This is a genomic window from Sodalis sp. (in: enterobacteria) (assembly GCF_047607725.1).
Classification (GTDB): domain Bacteria; phylum Pseudomonadota; class Gammaproteobacteria; order Enterobacterales; family Enterobacteriaceae; genus JBLKSS01.
The window spans coordinates 1-16,109 of sequence record NZ_JBLKSS010000010.1; the positions used below are offsets into that span (position 1 = coordinate 1).

At 59.0% G+C, this 16,109-nt stretch carries 6 protein-coding genes, 1 other RNA gene and 6 pseudogenes; 3 read left to right on the top strand and 10 right to left on the bottom strand.

From position 1 onward, the window contains the following. Window positions 1-154: 154 nt before the first annotated feature. From ACMX3H_RS01035 to sufA, 7 genes and pseudogenes are all read right to left on the bottom strand, one after another. Window positions 155-345 (bottom strand): annotated as a pseudogene (locus ACMX3H_RS01035) (L,D-transpeptidase); the annotation flags it as partial. A gap of 619 nt (window positions 346-964) precedes the next feature. Beyond that, window positions 965-1,381 (bottom strand): cysteine desulfuration protein SufE, encoded by a 417-nt coding sequence (sufE, locus tag ACMX3H_RS01040; protein WP_415209473.1) that lies wholly within the window; start codon window positions 1,379-1,381, stop codon window positions 965-967. A gap of 24 nt (window positions 1,382-1,405) precedes the next feature. Further along, entirely contained in the window at window positions 1,406-2,629 is a 1,224-nt protein-coding gene (gene sufS / locus ACMX3H_RS01045; RefSeq protein WP_415209474.1) for a cysteine desulfurase SufS, read from the bottom strand. Then, a complete protein-coding gene (sufD, locus tag ACMX3H_RS01050; protein WP_415209475.1) occupies window positions 2,626-3,912 on the bottom strand; it encodes a Fe-S cluster assembly protein SufD in 1,287 nt (428 codons plus the stop codon). Before sufD ends, sufS begins: the two co-directional genes overlap by 4 nt. Beyond that, entirely contained in the window at window positions 3,887-4,633 is a 747-nt protein-coding gene (sufC, locus tag ACMX3H_RS01055; RefSeq protein ID WP_415209476.1) for a Fe-S cluster assembly ATPase SufC, read from the bottom strand. The genes sufD and sufC overlap by 26 nt, the downstream gene beginning before the upstream one ends. 62 nt (window positions 4,634-4,695) lie before the next feature. Next, entirely contained in the window at window positions 4,696-6,183 is a 1,488-nt protein-coding gene (sufB, locus tag ACMX3H_RS01060; protein WP_415209477.1) for a Fe-S cluster assembly protein SufB, read from the bottom strand. 13 nt (window positions 6,184-6,196) lie between these two features. Continuing rightward, complete coding sequence (gene sufA / locus ACMX3H_RS01065) at window positions 6,197-6,571, bottom strand: Fe-S cluster assembly scaffold SufA (RefSeq protein ID WP_415209478.1); 375 nt, start codon at window positions 6,569-6,571, stop codon at window positions 6,197-6,199. Window positions 6,572-7,337: 766 nt separating this feature from the next. Between sufA and ACMX3H_RS01070 the strand changes: the two are divergent. After that, window positions 7,338-8,517, top strand: a pseudogene (locus ACMX3H_RS01070) (MFS transporter). Between the two features lie 19 nt (window positions 8,518-8,536). Here ACMX3H_RS01070 and ACMX3H_RS01075 read toward each other — a convergent pair. Together ACMX3H_RS01075 and ACMX3H_RS01080 are read right to left on the bottom strand one after the other, a co-directional pair. Then, window positions 8,537-8,961, bottom strand: a pseudogene (locus ACMX3H_RS01075) (hotdog fold thioesterase). After that, window positions 8,958-12,010: pseudogene (locus ACMX3H_RS01080) on the bottom strand (FAD-binding and (Fe-S)-binding domain-containing protein). The pseudogenes ACMX3H_RS01075 and ACMX3H_RS01080 overlap by 4 nt, the downstream one beginning before the upstream one ends. A 341-nt stretch (window positions 12,011-12,351) precedes the next feature. Here ACMX3H_RS01080 and ydiK point away from each other — a divergent pair. Further along, a pseudogene (gene ydiK / locus ACMX3H_RS01085) lies at window positions 12,352-13,361 on the top strand (AI-2E family transporter YdiK). A gap of 170 nt (window positions 13,362-13,531) precedes the next feature. Continuing rightward, an RNA gene (gene rprA, locus ACMX3H_RS01090) (antisense sRNA RprA) lies at window positions 13,532-13,636 on the top strand. 111 nt (window positions 13,637-13,747) lie between these two features. Here rprA and ppsA read toward each other — a convergent pair. Beyond that, window positions 13,748-16,098 (bottom strand): annotated as a pseudogene (gene ppsA, locus ACMX3H_RS01095) (phosphoenolpyruvate synthase). Window positions 16,099-16,109 lie beyond the last annotated feature (11 nt).

The following is a 16,109-nucleotide window of genomic DNA, read 5'->3' on the forward strand; positions in this document are numbered from 1 at the left end:
CAAGGAGTAGCCAGCACAGGAAAAATAGACTAAAACCGAGTCAGAAGATGAGCGAACACGTGATCGAATATCACTGGAGTGGGTGATCGGAAAATATCGGAATAACTGATCGGATGTCGCCGGAACAGATGATCGGATACGCCGGAATCTGCAGCAGCCTGGGGTCGGTGCCCGGATTGGCCTCCAGCATTGCCAGCAGGCCAGTTTTATATTTGTCGGCAATCGCCTCCAGCGAACCGCCATCCTGCATGACGGTGTGGGTCGTGTTTTCGCCGATGAGCCGGCTATTTCCGGCAGCAGCGGGTAGACAGTGGCGTCGGCCGCGTTAATGGTGCTGGCCAGCATGGCGGCCAGCGTCCACGCCAGCCTTTTGGTTATATTTAGCATAAGCGATCCTAGGTCAGTAACCTGCGAAGCGGCGCGACGATGAGCCGTGGAGATACGGCCGATGGGCGCCAAGCCCCAGTGTAACAAATGACCGGCCACCGGCGCGATGCAGCGAAGTCCGAAAGCACGGCGGCACACGTTGCTGCCGCGCATCACCGCCGCACGCCGTCCCACCGCCAGGGAGGGAGGCCCGCGATAAAAAGGCTTAGCCGATCGGACGGAGTGAATGCCACCGCGAGAATGGGCCACGCATGAAAACAGGCGGAAGAGATACCCGAAGAGAGGCATCACGCATGAAAACGGGCGCAAGCAATGCTCACGCAAAAATACGACTCATGAGAACAGGCGAATAACATACCCCGAAAAGAGAGGAACCCGGCGTGAGAAGGGGGGGAAGAAACGGCCTGAAAAGAGAAGCGCTGCCACAATGGGCGGAAGAATACAGGTTGCCCCAAGGGGACAGGCTAAAAAGTACACCGCCCGCGCCCGTCACTCAGCGACAGGCACACTGGGCCGAGCGGGTGAAGCCAAAATACCCTGACGCCAAGCCGTCCCCCGGCAGGGACGGCGCAAGCGGTTACCCCTGCGCGGCGGCCTGGGCGCGAATACCCCACACCATGGCCTCCAGCCCCTGCGACCGGGACGGCGTCAAGTGCTGAGTGAGCGCCAGCGTGTCGAAAAAAGGCCGCACGTCGTAGGTAACGATTTCCGCCGGTGTCATGCCTTGATAGAGGATAAACACCATAGCGATTAGGCCTTTAACGATAGCGGCATCGCTGTCGCCGTACAGCTGGACGCTGCCATTGTCATCTGCCGCCATGACAATCCACACCTGGCCTTGGCAGCCGGCGATAAGATGATCCGGGGTGCGCATGCCAGCCGGCAGGGGCGGTAAATGGCCCCCCAGCTCGATAATATACAGGTACTTCTCTTCCCAATTGCCGCAGCGGGAAAAATTGCGCAGCAATTTATCTTTATCAGGCAGATTCGCCATCGTTACTCGCTCCCTGTTTGGCTATCAGCCCAGCAAACGCTGCACTCGCACAAGACCGGCCACCAGCCGGTCAATATCGGCGCGGTCAGTGTACATCGCAAGGGACGCACGGCACATACTGGCCACCTGGAAATAGGCCATCAGCGGCATGGCGCAATGGTGGCCGGTGCGGATGGCGATGCCGTACTGGTCAAGAAAACTGCCAACATCATAGGCATGATGCTGCCCCAAATTGAAAGCGATGACGCCGGTGCGATCGTCGGGCCCGTACAGAGTCAGGTACGGCACCTGCTGCAGCGCTTCGAGCGTATAGCGCATCAGCTCATGCTCATAAGCCTGAATATTGTCAAGCCCCACCTGCTCAACATAGTCGATGGCGGCGCCCAGTCCCATCATCCCGGCGGTATGGGGCGAACCCGCCTCGAAACGCCAGGGCGCATCGTTGAAGGTGGTGCCCTCGGTCAGGCTGACGGTGCGAATCATGGATCCACCGCCTTCCCAAGGCGGCATGGCGTCCAGCAGCGCTTTTTTAGCGTAGAGAATACCAATGCCTGTAGGGCCGTAGAGCTTGTGCCCAGAGAACACATAAAAATCGCAGTCTAGCGCCTGCACGTCCACCTTCTGATGCATGATGCCCTGCGCGCCGTCGACCAACACCACCGCGTCGCTCGCCGCGCGCACCTGGGCGATAAGTTCCGGCAGCGGATTGCGGGTGCCGAGCACATTGGATACCTGGGTGACGGCGAACAGGCGGGTACGCTCATCAATCAACGCCGGCAGTCGGGCGATGTCGAGCGTACCATCGGGCAGCAGAGGAATGTAGCGCAGCGACAGCTGCTTTTCCTCGGCCAGCATTTGCCAGGGAACAATATTGGCGTGATGCTCCATCTCGGTGATAACAATATTGTCGCCGGGCCGCAGGTTGTGCCGCCCCCAGCTATTGGCCACCAGATTGATGCCCTCGGTGGCGCCTTTGACGAAAACAAGCTCGTCCGCTCGCGCAGCGTGGATAAAGCGCGCCACCTGTTCCCGCACATTCTCCATGCGGGTCGTGGCTTCACTGCTTAAAGTATGAATACCGCGGTGTACCGCGGCGTATCCCTGGCGATAATAGTCGCTTTCACAATCGATGACGGCGTTAGGCTTTTGTGCGCTCGCCGCGCTGTCAAGATAGGTCAGCGGCCGGTCGTTCACCTGCCGCGCCAGAATAGGAAAATCAGACCGGATTCGCGCAATGGGATAGGTCATGCCGCCACCCCCTGTAAAGCATCGGCGATACGCGCCAGCACCGTGTCGCGCACCCCATCGTGACCAATCGCTTCCGTCACTTCCGCGGCGAAAGCATAAATTATCATCTGCTGGGCATCCTCGTGGGTGATACCGCGCGAACGTAGATAGAACATCTGCTCCTGGTCGATCCGGCCGACGGTGGCGCCGTGGCTGCATTTGACATCATCGGCGTAAATTTCCAGCTGAGGTTTGGTATCCACCTCCGCCAGACGGTCGAGCAACAGGTTGTTATTGGTCATCTGACCGTCGGTCTTGAGCGCATGTTTCGCCACCTTAATCAGGCCGTTGAATACGCCTTTACCGCGGTCGCGGGCGATCACCTTATGCAACTGACGGCTCAAGCAATAGCCTTTATTGTGCTCAAGGTAGGTGCGGGTATCGCTGATATCCTGCCCCGACGGCAGCAACAAACTGTTTATCGCCAAATCGGACCCTTCGCCGTTCAGCTGCGCGCTGGTCTGATGCCGGGTCAAGCCCGCGCCGGGAATAAACGTACTGCTGCGCACCACCGCATCGCGGCCCACGCTGATATCGTTATGGCCGAAGTGGTAGCTGGCGCGACTTTCAAAGGCCAGTTTGATATGGCTTAAGTGTGCATTTTCGCCGACCACCATTGAGGTGCGCGCGCCGCTAAAATGCCCCTGGGCGTTCATGCTGACGAAATGTTCAATCACCTGGCCCTGCGCGCCGGCCCCGATATCGAGGTGGTGGCGGTAGTGCAGCGTACTCAGCGTTTCTTGATCTTCGCTGCCCTGACTAATGTGCAGCAAATACAACGGGCGGGGCGCCGCCTTGCCCGCCGGCAGGCGGATGCGGGTGGTTTCCTGGCTCAGACTTTCGGTCAGATGCAAGAACACCTCCGGCTGGATCGGCGCGGGCAGCGACCGCCTGGCGGCTCCCTCCTCTACCTCGACATGCCACACGCCGGTGTCGCTGTCGCTCAGCGCAGGCGCGAAACGGCCATCGACAAACACCAGACGGCAGGCGTCCAGGCCCAGGCTCAGCGCATCACGGTCAACGGCGGCTACCGCGCGGGCGGTGGCGGGGGCAAAACGATGCGCCAACAGCCCGTCAAGCGGGGTGTATTTCCAATGCTCGTGTTGGCGGGTGGGCAGCCCCAGGCGCTCAACGTCCTGCCAATGCGCATAGGCCTCGGCGGAGCGCGCCATGCTCTGGCCGGCAAACAATTGGTGCAACTGTGTCAGCGCGCGGGCATTACTGTTGTTCGGTAAGCCAGCCATAGCCTTGCTCCTCAAGCTGTTTCACCAGGGAAAAATCACCGGATTTCACAATGCGGCCCTGATACAGCACATGAACGTGGTCGGGTTGGATGTAGTCCAGAATACGCTGATAGTGCGTGACGATAATAAAGGAACGTTTGCCGTCGCGCAGGGTATTCACGCCGTGGGCGACGATTTTCAGCGCATCGATATCCAGACCGGAGTCGGTTTCGTCCAGAATGTACAAATCCGGCTCCAGGGCCGCCATTTGCAAGATATCATTACGTTTTTTCTCACCGCCGGAGAAGCCCACGTTAACCGACCGGGTCAGCAGGTCGGCCGGCATTTTCAGCAGCTCAATCTTGGCTTCGATGAAATCGGCGAAATCAAAGCAGTCCAGCGGCGACTGCTCGCGGTATTTACGCACGGCATTGACCGCCGTTTGCAGGAAAAACTGGTTGCTGACGCCCGGGATTTCCACCGGATATTGAAACGCCATGAACACGCCTTCCCCGGCGCGCTCTTCCGGCTCCAGCGCCAGTAAATCGCGGCCTTTGAACAAGACCTCCCCGGAGGTGACGTCATAGTCTTCGCGCCCGGCAAGCGTCGCTGACAGGGTACTTTTCCCAGAGCCGTTCGGCCCCATGATGGCATGAACCTCACCGGGTTTCACTTCTAGGCTCAGTCCCTTGAGAATGGTGTTGTCTTCCACGCTGACGTTCAGATCTTTAATCGATAACATGTTTCATTTTTCCTTTACCCGGCCGGTTGCGGCGTCCGGGCAGCAAACGTGGTAGCGCGGCTTTAGCCCACGCTGTGTTCAAGGCTGATAGCCAGTAATTTTTGTGCTTCCACGGCAAATTCCAGCGGCAGTTCGGAGAACACGTCTTTGCAAAAGCCATTAACGATCATCGAAATCGCATCATCTTCGCTGATGCCACGCTGGCGGCAATAAAACAGCTGATCTTCGCCGATACGCGACGTGGTAGCCTCGTGCTCCAACTGGGCGGTGTTATTGCGCGCTTCCACATAAGGGAAAGTGTGCGCACCACATTCGCTGCCGATAAGCATGGAGTCACACTGGGTAAAGTTACGCGCGTTGGTTGCGGTCGGCATAATCTTCACCAGCCCACGATAAGTGTTTTCGCTCTGACCGGCCGAAATTCCCTTCGAGATAATCGTGGAGCGAGTATTCTTGCCGATGTGGATCATCTTGGTGCCAGTATCCGCCTGCTGGCGACCGTTGGTCAGCGCCACCGAAAAGAATTCCCCCACCGAATTGTCGCCGCGCAGAATCACGCTCGGGTACTTCCAGGTAATGGCCGAGCCGGTTTCGGATTGCGTCCAGGACATTTTGGCGTTTTCGCCCGCGCACAGCGCGCGCTTGGTGACGAAGTTAAGAATACCGCCCTCGGCTTCGCTGCCGGCAAACCAGTTTTGCACCGTGGAATACTTCACTTCCGCATCTTTCAGCACGATAACTTCCACCACGGCCGCATGCAGTTGATAGCTGTCGCGCACCGGCGCAGAGCAGCCTTCGATATAGCTCACATAGCTGCCTTCATCGGCGATAAGGATGGTACGTTCAAACTGGCCGGTTTTGGCGGCGTTGATGCGGAAATAGGTCGACAGCTCCATCGGACAGCGCACGCCTTTCGGCACATAAACGAACGTGCCGTCGGAGGCGACCGCCGAGTTGAGCGCGGCGAAGAAGTTGTCGTTGGCCGGCACCACGCTGCCTAGATATTGGCGCACCAGTTCCGGGTGTTCATGAATCGCTTCGCCAAAGGAACAGAAAATAATGCCCTGCTCCGCCAGCTTATGGCGATAGGTGGTGGAAACCGACACCGAATCGAAAATGGCATCCACCGCGACCTCGCTGCCTTCGCGCACCGGCACGCCCAGCTGGTTGAACGCCTGTTCCACTTCATCGGTCAGATAGTTCTTCGCCCCTTCCGCGCCGGGCTGCAACCCACAGGTATCGTCGCAGGCGCCGCAGGACGGCGCGGAATAGTAGCTGTAATCGTTATAGTCGAGCGGCTTGTAATAGGCTTTCAACCAGTGCGGTTCGTCCATTTCCAGCCAGGCGCGATAGGCATTAAGACGAAACTCCAGCATCCACTCCGGTTCATCGCGTTTCGCCGAGATGGCGCGCACCACGTCTTCGCTGATGCCGTGCGCCAGTTCTTCGGTTGCCAGTTGGGTAAAGAAGCCTTCTTTATATCGCTCGCTTTTCACCCAGGGTTGAGTCGCGTCAATCGCCTCAGGGGTGTCAGTATTGCTTCGTGCCATAATGATTCATCGCTCAAAGGCCAAAACTTTCGCCGCACCCGCAGGCGTGCTGAGCTTTGGGATTGTTAAATTTAAACACGTGGTTCAGGCCTTCCTGAACGTAGTCCAGTTCCGTGCCGTCGATGAAAGGCATTGCTTTCAGCGGCACATATAATCTGGCGCCGTTATGCTCGTAAACCCGGTCGCTGTCCTCAGATTGCGTGGCCTTTTCCACCACATAGCCGAAGCCGGCGCAGCCGGACTGTTTTACGCTAAGCCGCAACCCCAGCATGGTGGGGTCATTTTCCACCAGGCGCCGGATCTGACGGGCGGCGGAATCGGTTAGCGTCAGGCCGCGCCAGATATTCTCCTCAAGGGAGAACGTCTCAACCTTATTGTCTACTTGCATCAGGTTTACCTCATGACATTACAAGGTGATACTCGGAAAACCCGCCTATGTTAAAGAGTTGTATTTTCTCTTCAACCTTGACCTTTATAGGGGAATAGGCCGTTTTACAGGAAAGGGAGGTAACTACCGTCGGCAAATGCCGTTTTCATCCGCTATTCCCCTAAATTATATAGGGCCATTTCACCGCTAATACCCTGATTTTCCGTATGTATGAAAAAAAAGGACCGTTTTTTTAATACTAAAACTTTCTGTCCCGTGACTAAAGCAAATATTCATAGAAATAAACTATTTTCATAACAGGCGAAAAAATAATTCGTCATTTTTGCTCAGCAAATAGCCAATGGGGAAATAACCCTAAAATGCGACTGAAATAAGCGCAGCGGCGATGTTGTCTTTATTTGATAATAATTATCATTAGCTTAGTTGGTCGTCGATGACGCCCTATTTATTACCGCAGCCTGTGTCGCATTCTCTCTGAGTCTCTCGTATTGATAACAATTATATCACAAAAGCGTCGCCGGCGGCAGGCTCTTCTGTGCCTCGCCGGGTGGAAGCATTCATCGTCGTGGCATGCGCGTCGACGCCCCGCTCTGCCGCCGCCAATGACATGACCGCGCCGCTGTGGCGCCATCCCTGGCGCAACGTTATCCCGGCCGACGTTAGCGAAGGAGCAGGACTTCCGGCGCCGGGCGGGAACATTTTTGGTTCCCCTGACGCGTGCGATAGCGCTATGCTGGAGCCTGGTTTTTTCCCGCTGGATCCTGCTATGCCCACGTCCGACCGCCCCACCGCGTCTCTTACGGCACCGGAATTGAACAAGCGCATTATCCCCATCATTTTTTTCACCTTTATTTGTTATTTGACCATTGGTATCCCGCTGGCCATTTTGCCGGGGTTTACCCACACGACGCTGGGATTTACTCCCCTGATAGCCGGTATCGCCATCAGCGTACAGTATTTCAGCACGCTGGCCAGCCGCCCCTATGCCGGCCGCTGCGCCGACCTGCTGGGAGCGAAAAAAATTGTTCTCATCGGCCTGCTGTGCTGCGCCCTGAGCGGCGCCTGCTATCTGTTGGCCCTCGGCATCAGCGCCCGCCCGGCGCTAAGCCTCGGCTGCCTTTTTGCCGGCCGGCTGCTGCTGGGCGGGGGCGAAAGCTTCGCCAGCACCGGGTCCATGCTGTGGGGGATTGGCACGGTGGGACAGCGACATACCGGCCGGGTCATCTCCTGGAACGGCGTGGCCACCTACGGCGCCATCGCCATTGGCGCACCGCTGGGCGTGCTGGCGCTGTGGGCGGTTTTATCCTGCTGGCCGGCGTCGGCGCCTGGGGGGTCGCGTTGCGCCACCCCGCGGTGAGCGTGAGCGCCGGCAAGCGCATTCCATTTACCGCCGTAGTGGGTAAAGTCTGGCTGTTTGGCCTGGTGCTGGGGCTTGGCACGCTCGGATTTGGCGTCATCGTCAGCTTTATCACCCTTTACTACGCGGCCCGCGGCTGGCACGGCGCCGCCTTCGCCCTGACGCTGATGAGCTGCGCCTTCGTCGGCGTACGGCTGGTGTTAGGCAACGTCATCAGCCGTTTCGGCCGCCGCCGGGTGGCGCTCTGTCCTTCGTGGTTGAAACCGCGGGGCTACTGCTGCTGTGGGCGGCGCCGACGGCCGCCATCGCCGGTTTCGGCGTGCTGTTGACCGGCGCCGGCTTTGCGCTGGTGTTTCCGGCTTTGGGGGTGGAGGCAATGAAACAGGTGCCGGCACAGAACCAGGGCACCGCGCTCGGCACCTATTGCGCGTTTCTCGATCTGGCGCTGGGCGTGGCCGGGCCGGCCGCCGGCCTGGTGATGTCACATCAGGGCATGTCGTGGATCTATCTGGCCGGCGCGCTGATGGCGGTGCTGGCGGCGCTATTAATGCTGCGGCTAAAACAGACGGCGCCGGCGCAAACGCGCTAATCCCGGCGTCGGGGCGGCATTAACCGCTCTGCCCGTCCAGCACGGCGGTGGTCAGCCGGGAGACACAGGTTAAGCGCGCCGTCTGGTCATAAATATGAATATCCCAAACCTGACGCGTGCGGCCAAGATGAAACGGGCGGCACACCGCGCACGCCCAGCCGTCGTACACGCTATGCAAATGGTTGGCGTTGATATCAAGCCCCACGATCCGCTGATCTCCCCGGGTACAAAGATAACCGGCGGCGGATCCCACCGTTTCTGCCAGCACCACCGAGGCGCCGCCGGGGAGTATGCTGAACGGCTGGCGGGTGCGTTTATCCACCGGCATGACCGCCTCCAGCTCGTCATCCTCCAACCGGGTGTAGCGAATGCCCAGATAGCCTATCATGCATCCTGCGCCACCTGGTTGAGTCTTTCCAGCGACGGCGTGCGCGTCCAAATCATGCGATAATCTCCAAAAGCGCCTGCAGCGGATGGCGGATACCTTCACCCTCGATACGCTTGACCTGGCTGCTGCAGGAACAACCGGTCGCCAGGCAGCCGCCGCGCGGCAGCTGTGCAAGTTGCTGTTTTGCCAAGACAGCGCATAAATACCCCACGAATGGGTGTAATTCGCGCTCTCGTGTCCATAGGTGCCCGCCATGCCGCAGCAGCCAACGCTAACCGGCTCCAGCCTGGCGCCGTAACGGGCGAAGATTTCGCGCCATTGTCGGGCGCTTGCCGGCAGCTGAGTGGCCTCGGTGCAGTGGCCGAACAGATACCAGGGCGCCTGCGCCCCGCCGGAGCGGGTGCCTGGGCCGTCGGCGATGCCGTTTGCCCGCTCGTCGGCAGGCCGGCAAGCCATTCATGCACCAATTGAACCTGGAAATCGCCGCGCGCGGCGCCGAGCACCTCCCGGTACTCATCGCGATAACACAGCACCAGCGCCGGATCGACCCCCACCATCGGCAGCTCCAACCGCGCGATGCGGTTGAGAAAATCGGCGGTGCGTTGGGCGGTCCGCGCGAAACGGCGCAAAAAACCTTTAATATCTGTGCTTTCCCGTTGGGGGAAAACGGCAACAATACCGGTATGCGGCCCAGTTTAACCACCAGGCGGACAAAATCCGCCACCACACGCGCGTCATAATAGCTGGTAAACGGATCCTGAACGATAAGCACGTGCGCCTGGCGCTGGTCAACGGTCATGCGCTCCAACTGCTCCAGGGTCGGGGCCGCTGCGAGCTCGTCCGCCGCCTGACGGCGCAACGGCGGCTGCGACAGCAGCGGCACATCCACCATCCCCACGGCCCGTTCGCCCAGGGTGCGCAGCAACGGCCACCGGAGAAAGAAATTAAACGTCACCAGCGCCCGGGCCATGACTGGGGCGTATCCCCCCACGCCGGCCACCAGGTAATCGCGCACCGGGCGCAGATAACGGCTATGGTAAAGCTGCAAGAAGCGGGCGCGAAAGCCCGGCACATCGATTTTAATGGGACACTGGCTTGAGCACGCTTTACAGGCCAGACAGCCGGACATTGCCGTTTTCACCTCGTGGGAAAAATCGTACTCGCCGCGCCAGCCCGCTGTTGCCCACCCGGGCGGCGACATCGCGTAGCGTGGCGATACCGCGCGGCAATGCCTGCTCCAACTGGAGCGGATCGACACCCTGCTGCGCCAGCAGCCGCCGCCATTCACGTACAAGCATCGCCCGTCCCTTCGGCGAATGGATGCGGTTGGCGGTGATTTTCATCGAAGGACACATGGGGCTCAGGGTGTCGAAGTTAAAGCATAACCCGTTGCCGTTGCACTCCATCTGCACCGCGCCAGGCGCCGCGCACCGCGACCGGGATCTGGCGATCGAAGGTGCCGCGTTTCACGGCGTCCACCGTCAGCATCGGCGCATCGGTTGCCAGCGGCGGGCAAATTTTACCGGGGTTCAGCCGGTTGTCGGGATCGAACGCCGTTTTAATGTGGCGCAGCTCATGGTACAGCTCGTCGCCAAAAAACGCCGGGTTATACTCGGCGCGAAATCCCTTGCCGTGCTCCCCCCACAGCAGGTCGCCATATTTGGCGGTCAGCGCCACAATCCGATCGGAAAGCTGTTTCATGAGCACTTCCTGCGCCGGACGTACATGCAGCACGCCGGCGTCCATATGGCCGAACATGCCGTAACTCAGCTGATGGCTATCGAGCAGCGCCCGGAATTCGGCAATATAATCCGCCAGATGTCGGGGCGGTACGCAGGTATCTTCGGCGAACGGGACGGGTTTCGCGGCACCTTTGGTGTTGCCGAGCAACCCCACCGCTTTCTTGCGCATGGCGTAGATACGCTCGATTTCCATGGGCTGGCTACACAGCTGGTAACCTATCACGCCGGCCTCGCCGGCCGCCATTAGACTATCCAACCCCGCGCACAGCGGCGCCAGTTGACCGTCTATCAGGGCGCGATCGTCACCGACGAACTCGACGATATTCAGCCCCTGCATCGTGTGGCCGGCGACATCCTCGATGAGCTCGCGCACCGAGTCCCAGACAATATCCTCCCGCGCCAGATTGAGCACCTTGGAATCGACGGTTTCCACCGACAGCGCGTGGGCTTCCAGCATAAACGGTGCGTTGCGCAGCGCGGAATCGAAAGAATCGTATTTGACGTTCACCAAACGGCGCACCTGCGGCAAGGGCGTGATATCAAGCGTCGCCTCGGTGATAAACGCCAGCGTGCCCTCGGAGCCGATAAGAATACGGGTGAGATCAAAGGTTTGCAAATCGTCGCTGAACACATGGCGTAAATCATAACCGGTCAAAAAGCGGTTAAGATCCGGGAACTTTTCGACGATAAGGCCACGCTTTTGCCGGCAGCGCTCAAATACCGTGCGATAAATCTCACCAAAGCGGCCGGGCTCGGCCGCCAGCGCCTGCGCCGCCGGGGACGGCATCGCGCGCGTATCGAGATGTTCACCGCCCAAACAACACCGCCCGCAGCCCCAGAACATGGTCGGAGGTTTTCCCGTACACCAGCGATCCCTGTCCCGAGGTGTCGGTGTTGATCATCCCGCCGAGGGTGGCGCAGTTTGCTGGTGGACAGCTCGGGGGAGAAGAAATAGCCCAGCGGCTTGAGATATTGATTTAACTGATCCTTGACGACCCCCGCTTCTACCCGCACCCAGCCCTGTTCGACGTTTACCTCCAAAATGCGGTTCAGTTCATATAGCGAGACATATCCACGATGACCCCCCGATTGAGGGATTACCCGTTAGTTCCGGTGCCGCCGCCGCGCGGGGTAAACGTGAGACCGCGATAGGCCGGCCATTCCGCCAGCCTGCCAATCAGCGCCACATCGTCGGTCGAGCGGGGGAAAATCACCGCATCGGGCAACAGCTGATAAATGCTGTTATCGGTAGCCATGGTCAGGCGGTCGCGCTATCGCCGGTGAATCCCTGCCGCGTCAAGTGGGCGAGGAATTCGGTCACCACCGGGTCGACGCCCGGGGCCTGGGAAATCTTTGGAAGCATGGACGATAAACCTATTGTGTTAGAGCCTCATCAGGGCGATGACGACCCCGCCGGCTGCAGCCGAACCTGACTGTTTTATCATATTTTTTTGTCCATGCCCTGCCGGCGATAAAAATTCCCTCGCCCAGGCATGGCCCGGGGACATCACACGGCGAAAGTTTTCATCCGCCCCTGTCAAAAAATGCCGATATACCCCATCATTATGCAACTAGCTCAGAATCGGCCCGCTTCCGGCCGCTCGCAACCCGTCGCTCGTATGAGGAGAAAGGTGTTTCATGGATTTCCCGCGCACGCTACACGATTTGCCCAGAATGCTATTCAGCGTCACCTTTATCGCGCTGATGACCCTCGGCTGCTTTTGGGTGGTTCAGCCCTTTATTCTCGGCTTTTCATGGGCATCGATGGTGGTGATAGCGACTTGGCCGCTGCTCATCAAAGTGCAGCATCTGCTCTGGGGCCGGCGTTCCCTCGCGGTCGTGGTCATGACGCTGCTGCTGTTGTTGCTGTTTGTACTGCCGGTCTCGATTCTGGTGAGCAGTATCGTTGATAACAGCGCCCCGCTGGTGGCCTGGGCGTCGCAGCCGGACCGGCTGAACTTGCCCACTCTCGCCTGGCTACAGGATGTGCCGATGGTGGGACGCAAACTGTATAGCGCCTGGCAATCGCTGATTTCCGGCGGCAGCGCCTCGTTGATGACCAAGATCCAGCACTACATCGGCAAGGCCGCCAGCTGGCTGCTGGCCAGGTGGCTAACTTGGGTAGCCTGCTGCTGCACTGCGTTAATGATTTTGTTCAGCGTATTGCTTTATCTGCGCGGCGAACGCGTGGGGATGGCGGTGCGCCATTTCGCCATTCGCCTGGGGGCGGAGCGCGGCGATGCCTCGGTTCTGCTGGTCGCGCTCGGCGTGGTGCTGACCGCCATCGTTCAGGCCGTGCTGGGGGGATCGGCCTGGCTATCACCGGCATCCCGCTGGCGACCGTGTTAACCGTCACCATGTTCGTGCTGTGCATCGCCCAACTAGGCCCCCTGCCGGTGCTGATCCCAGCCATGATCTGGCTTTATTGGAGCGGCGACACCACCTGGGGGACCGTACTGCTGGTGTGGAGCTGCGTCGTGGCGACCCTGGACAATATTCTACGGCCTATTTTTATCCATATGGGCGCCGATTTGCCGATGCTGCTGGTACTGTGCAGCGTGTTGGGCGGCTTACTGGCCTTCGGCATGATTGGCCTATTTATCGGCCCGGTGGTACTGGCGGTATCCTGGCGTTTGGTGTTCGCCTGGATGCAGGAAGCGCCGCCGCCGGAGAAAATCGACAATCCGGAGAAACAGCTTAGGGAAATACATTAATCCCGCTTCGTCCCGGCGTACGCCGGGACAATAATGTCCTGCCCGTGCCGACAATTATTTTTTCGCCGATATTTACCGCCGCCGTTATTTCCCCGCGCCGAACACCTATCCTTGGGCGTAGCTTATATAGGATGAATCTGAGTGACGCGCCGCCGGTTTATCCCTACTATGCGTGTTATTAGCTCTATGATTTAGTGATGATTTTAATGCTCCCCGGCATGACAGAATTGCTGTGTGTAGTCTTTTCCCATCTCTCATGATGGGCTTTTTTTTTAATAAAATTTGTGACAAATAAAATAATGGCGCCGGTAGTAATAGACCGGCGCCGGTTATTTCGCTGCGCGTTTTTCTGCGGCGGCGCTAAATTTGCGCCCCGAGGGACGCCATTATTTCTTTGCCAGGCTCAGCCAGGGTGCTGACCACGGTATCAGGGTTGAGCGACAGACTGTCTATGCCTTCCTCCATCAGCCAGGCGGCGAAGTCTTCGTGATCGGACGGCCCCTGCCCGCAGATGCCGACATATTTGCCCTGTTTTTTTAGCAGCGCGGATAGCAAGGGACAGCAGCGTCTTGACCGCTTCATCACGCTCATCGAACAGCGCCGACACCAAGCCGGAATCCCGGTCAAGCCCCAGGGCCAGCTGTGTCATATCGTTTGAGCCGATGGAGAAGCCGTCGAAATGGGAAAGAAATTGGTCGGCCAACAGCGCGTTGGAGGGGATCTCGCACATCATGATCACCTTCAGCCCGTTTTCTCCCCGCTTCAAGCCCTGCAGCGCCAGCTCTTCCAACACCGCCTGCGCCACGGTGCGCACGAAGGGGATCATGATCTCAACATTGGTCAACCCCATTTCATTGCGCACCCGCTTGACGGCCTCGCACTCCAGCGCAAAACAGTCGCGGAAGCTGTCGGAAACGTAGCGGCCGGCGCCGCGGAAGCCCAGCATCGGGTTCTCCTCATCCGGCTCATAGGCCTCTCCGCCCACCAGATTCGCGTATTCATTAGACTTGAAGTCGGACAGGCGCACGATAACGCGTTTCGGCGCGAACGCCGCGCTCAGCGTGGCGATCCCTTCGGTCAGGCGGTCAATGTAGTACTCCTTCGGGCTATCGTAGCCGTGGATCATGTCGGTGATTTCGCGCTGCAGGGCCGGCGTCTGCTGGTCAAATTCCAGCAGCGCGCGCGGATGCACGCCTATCATGCGGTTGATGATGAACTCCAGTCGCGCCAGCCCCACACCGTCATTGGGTAGACAGGCGAAATCGAAGGCGCGATCGGGATTCCCCACGTTCATCATGATTTTCAGCGGCAGCGCGGGCATTTCATCGATATCCGAGCGGGCAACCTCGAAAGGCAGTATCTCCTGATAGACGTAACCGGTGTCCCCTTCGGCACAGGACACCGTAACGGATTGCCCGTCGCCGCAGCCGACCACCGCAGGAATGCCCAGTTCGCGGGCGATGAGGGCCGCATGACACGTCCGCCCGCCGCGGTTGGTGACAATGGCGGCGACCTTTTTCATAATCGGCTCCCAATCCGGATCGGTCATGTCGGTCACCAGCACATCGCCAGCTTCAATCCGGTGCATCCCGCTGATATCGTGAATGATTTTAACCGGACCCGCACCAATGCGATGGCCGATGGCGCGGCCTTCGATGATCACCTCGCCGCGGCGCTCGAGCCGGTAACGCTCCATCACCTGCCCGCGTGAGCGCACCGTTTCCGGCCGCGCCTGCACAATGTAAAGCTTGCCGGTATGCCCATCCTTGGCCCATTCGATGTCCATCGGCCGCTGGTAGAGCTTCTCAATCAGCACCGCCTGACACGCCAGATCCTGCACTTCGTCGTCCGTCAGGGCAAAGCGCTGGCGCTGCGCGTCAGGCCCCGGTTCGGTACGCACCTGTTCGCCGTGGGCCGCGCTGTCGGCATAGACCATGCGGATCTTCTTTGAACCGAGATTGCGGCGCACCACCGCGGGACGGCCGTTGGCCAGGATGGGTTTGTGCACGTAGAATTCATCGGGATTGACCGCGCCCTGCACCACCATTTCCCCGAGCCCATAGGCAGCGGTAATAAATACCACCTGGTCGAAGCCCGACTCGGTATCGATGGTGAACATAACACCGGAGGCGGCCAGATCGGCGCGCACCATGCGTTGAACGCCCGCCGACAACGCCACGCCGCGGTGATCGTAGCCCTGATGGACCCGGTAGGAGATGGCCCGGTCGTTAAACAGCGAGGCATAAACATGTTTAATGGCGGTCATCACCGCGTCAATGCCCTGCACGTTGAGAAAGGTTTCCTGCTGACCGGCAAAGGACGCATCGGGTATATCTTCCGCGGTGGCCGAGGATCGCACGGCAAACGAGGCATCGGCATCATCGGCCGACAACTGCTGATAGCATGCGGTAATATCGGCTTCCAGGCCCAGCTGGAACGGGGTGTCAATAATCCATTGCCGGATTTGGCTGCCGGCCTTGCTCAGCGCTGCGACATCATCGATATCGGTCTGGTCCAGCAGTTGATAAATCCGTTGGTTGATACCGCTTTGAGTGAGGAAATCGTTAAATGCCTGGGCGGTGGTAGCAAAACCATTGGGCACCGACACGCCCACGGCGGATAAATGGGTAATCATCTCCCCGAGCGAGGCGTTTTTCCCGCCTACCCAGTCCACATCGTGCATACCAAGCTGGTCATACCACAGCACATTTTCGGAATCATTGTCATTTTGCGGCATCTGGGTCATCC

Bases quoted from the DNA above. Each gene is read 5' to 3' on its own strand.
- sufB (WP_415209477.1), bottom strand. From the start codon at position 6,183: ATGGCACGAAGCAATACTGACACCCCTGAGGCGATTGACGCGACTCAA.
- sufC (WP_415209476.1), bottom strand. From the start codon at position 4,633: ATGTTATCGATTAAAGATCTGAACGTCAGCGTGGAAGACAACACCATT.
- sufA (WP_415209478.1), bottom strand. From the start codon at position 6,571: ATGCAAGTAGACAATAAGGTTGAGACGTTCTCCCTTGAGGAGAATATC.
- sufS (WP_415209474.1), bottom strand. From the start codon at position 2,629: ATGACCTATCCCATTGCGCGAATCCGGTCTGATTTTCCTATTCTGGCG.
- sufE (WP_415209473.1), bottom strand. From the start codon at position 1,381: ATGGCGAATCTGCCTGATAAAGATAAATTGCTGCGCAATTTTTCCCGC.
- sufD (WP_415209475.1), bottom strand. From the start codon at position 3,912: ATGGCTGGCTTACCGAACAACAGTAATGCCCGCGCGCTGACACAGTTG.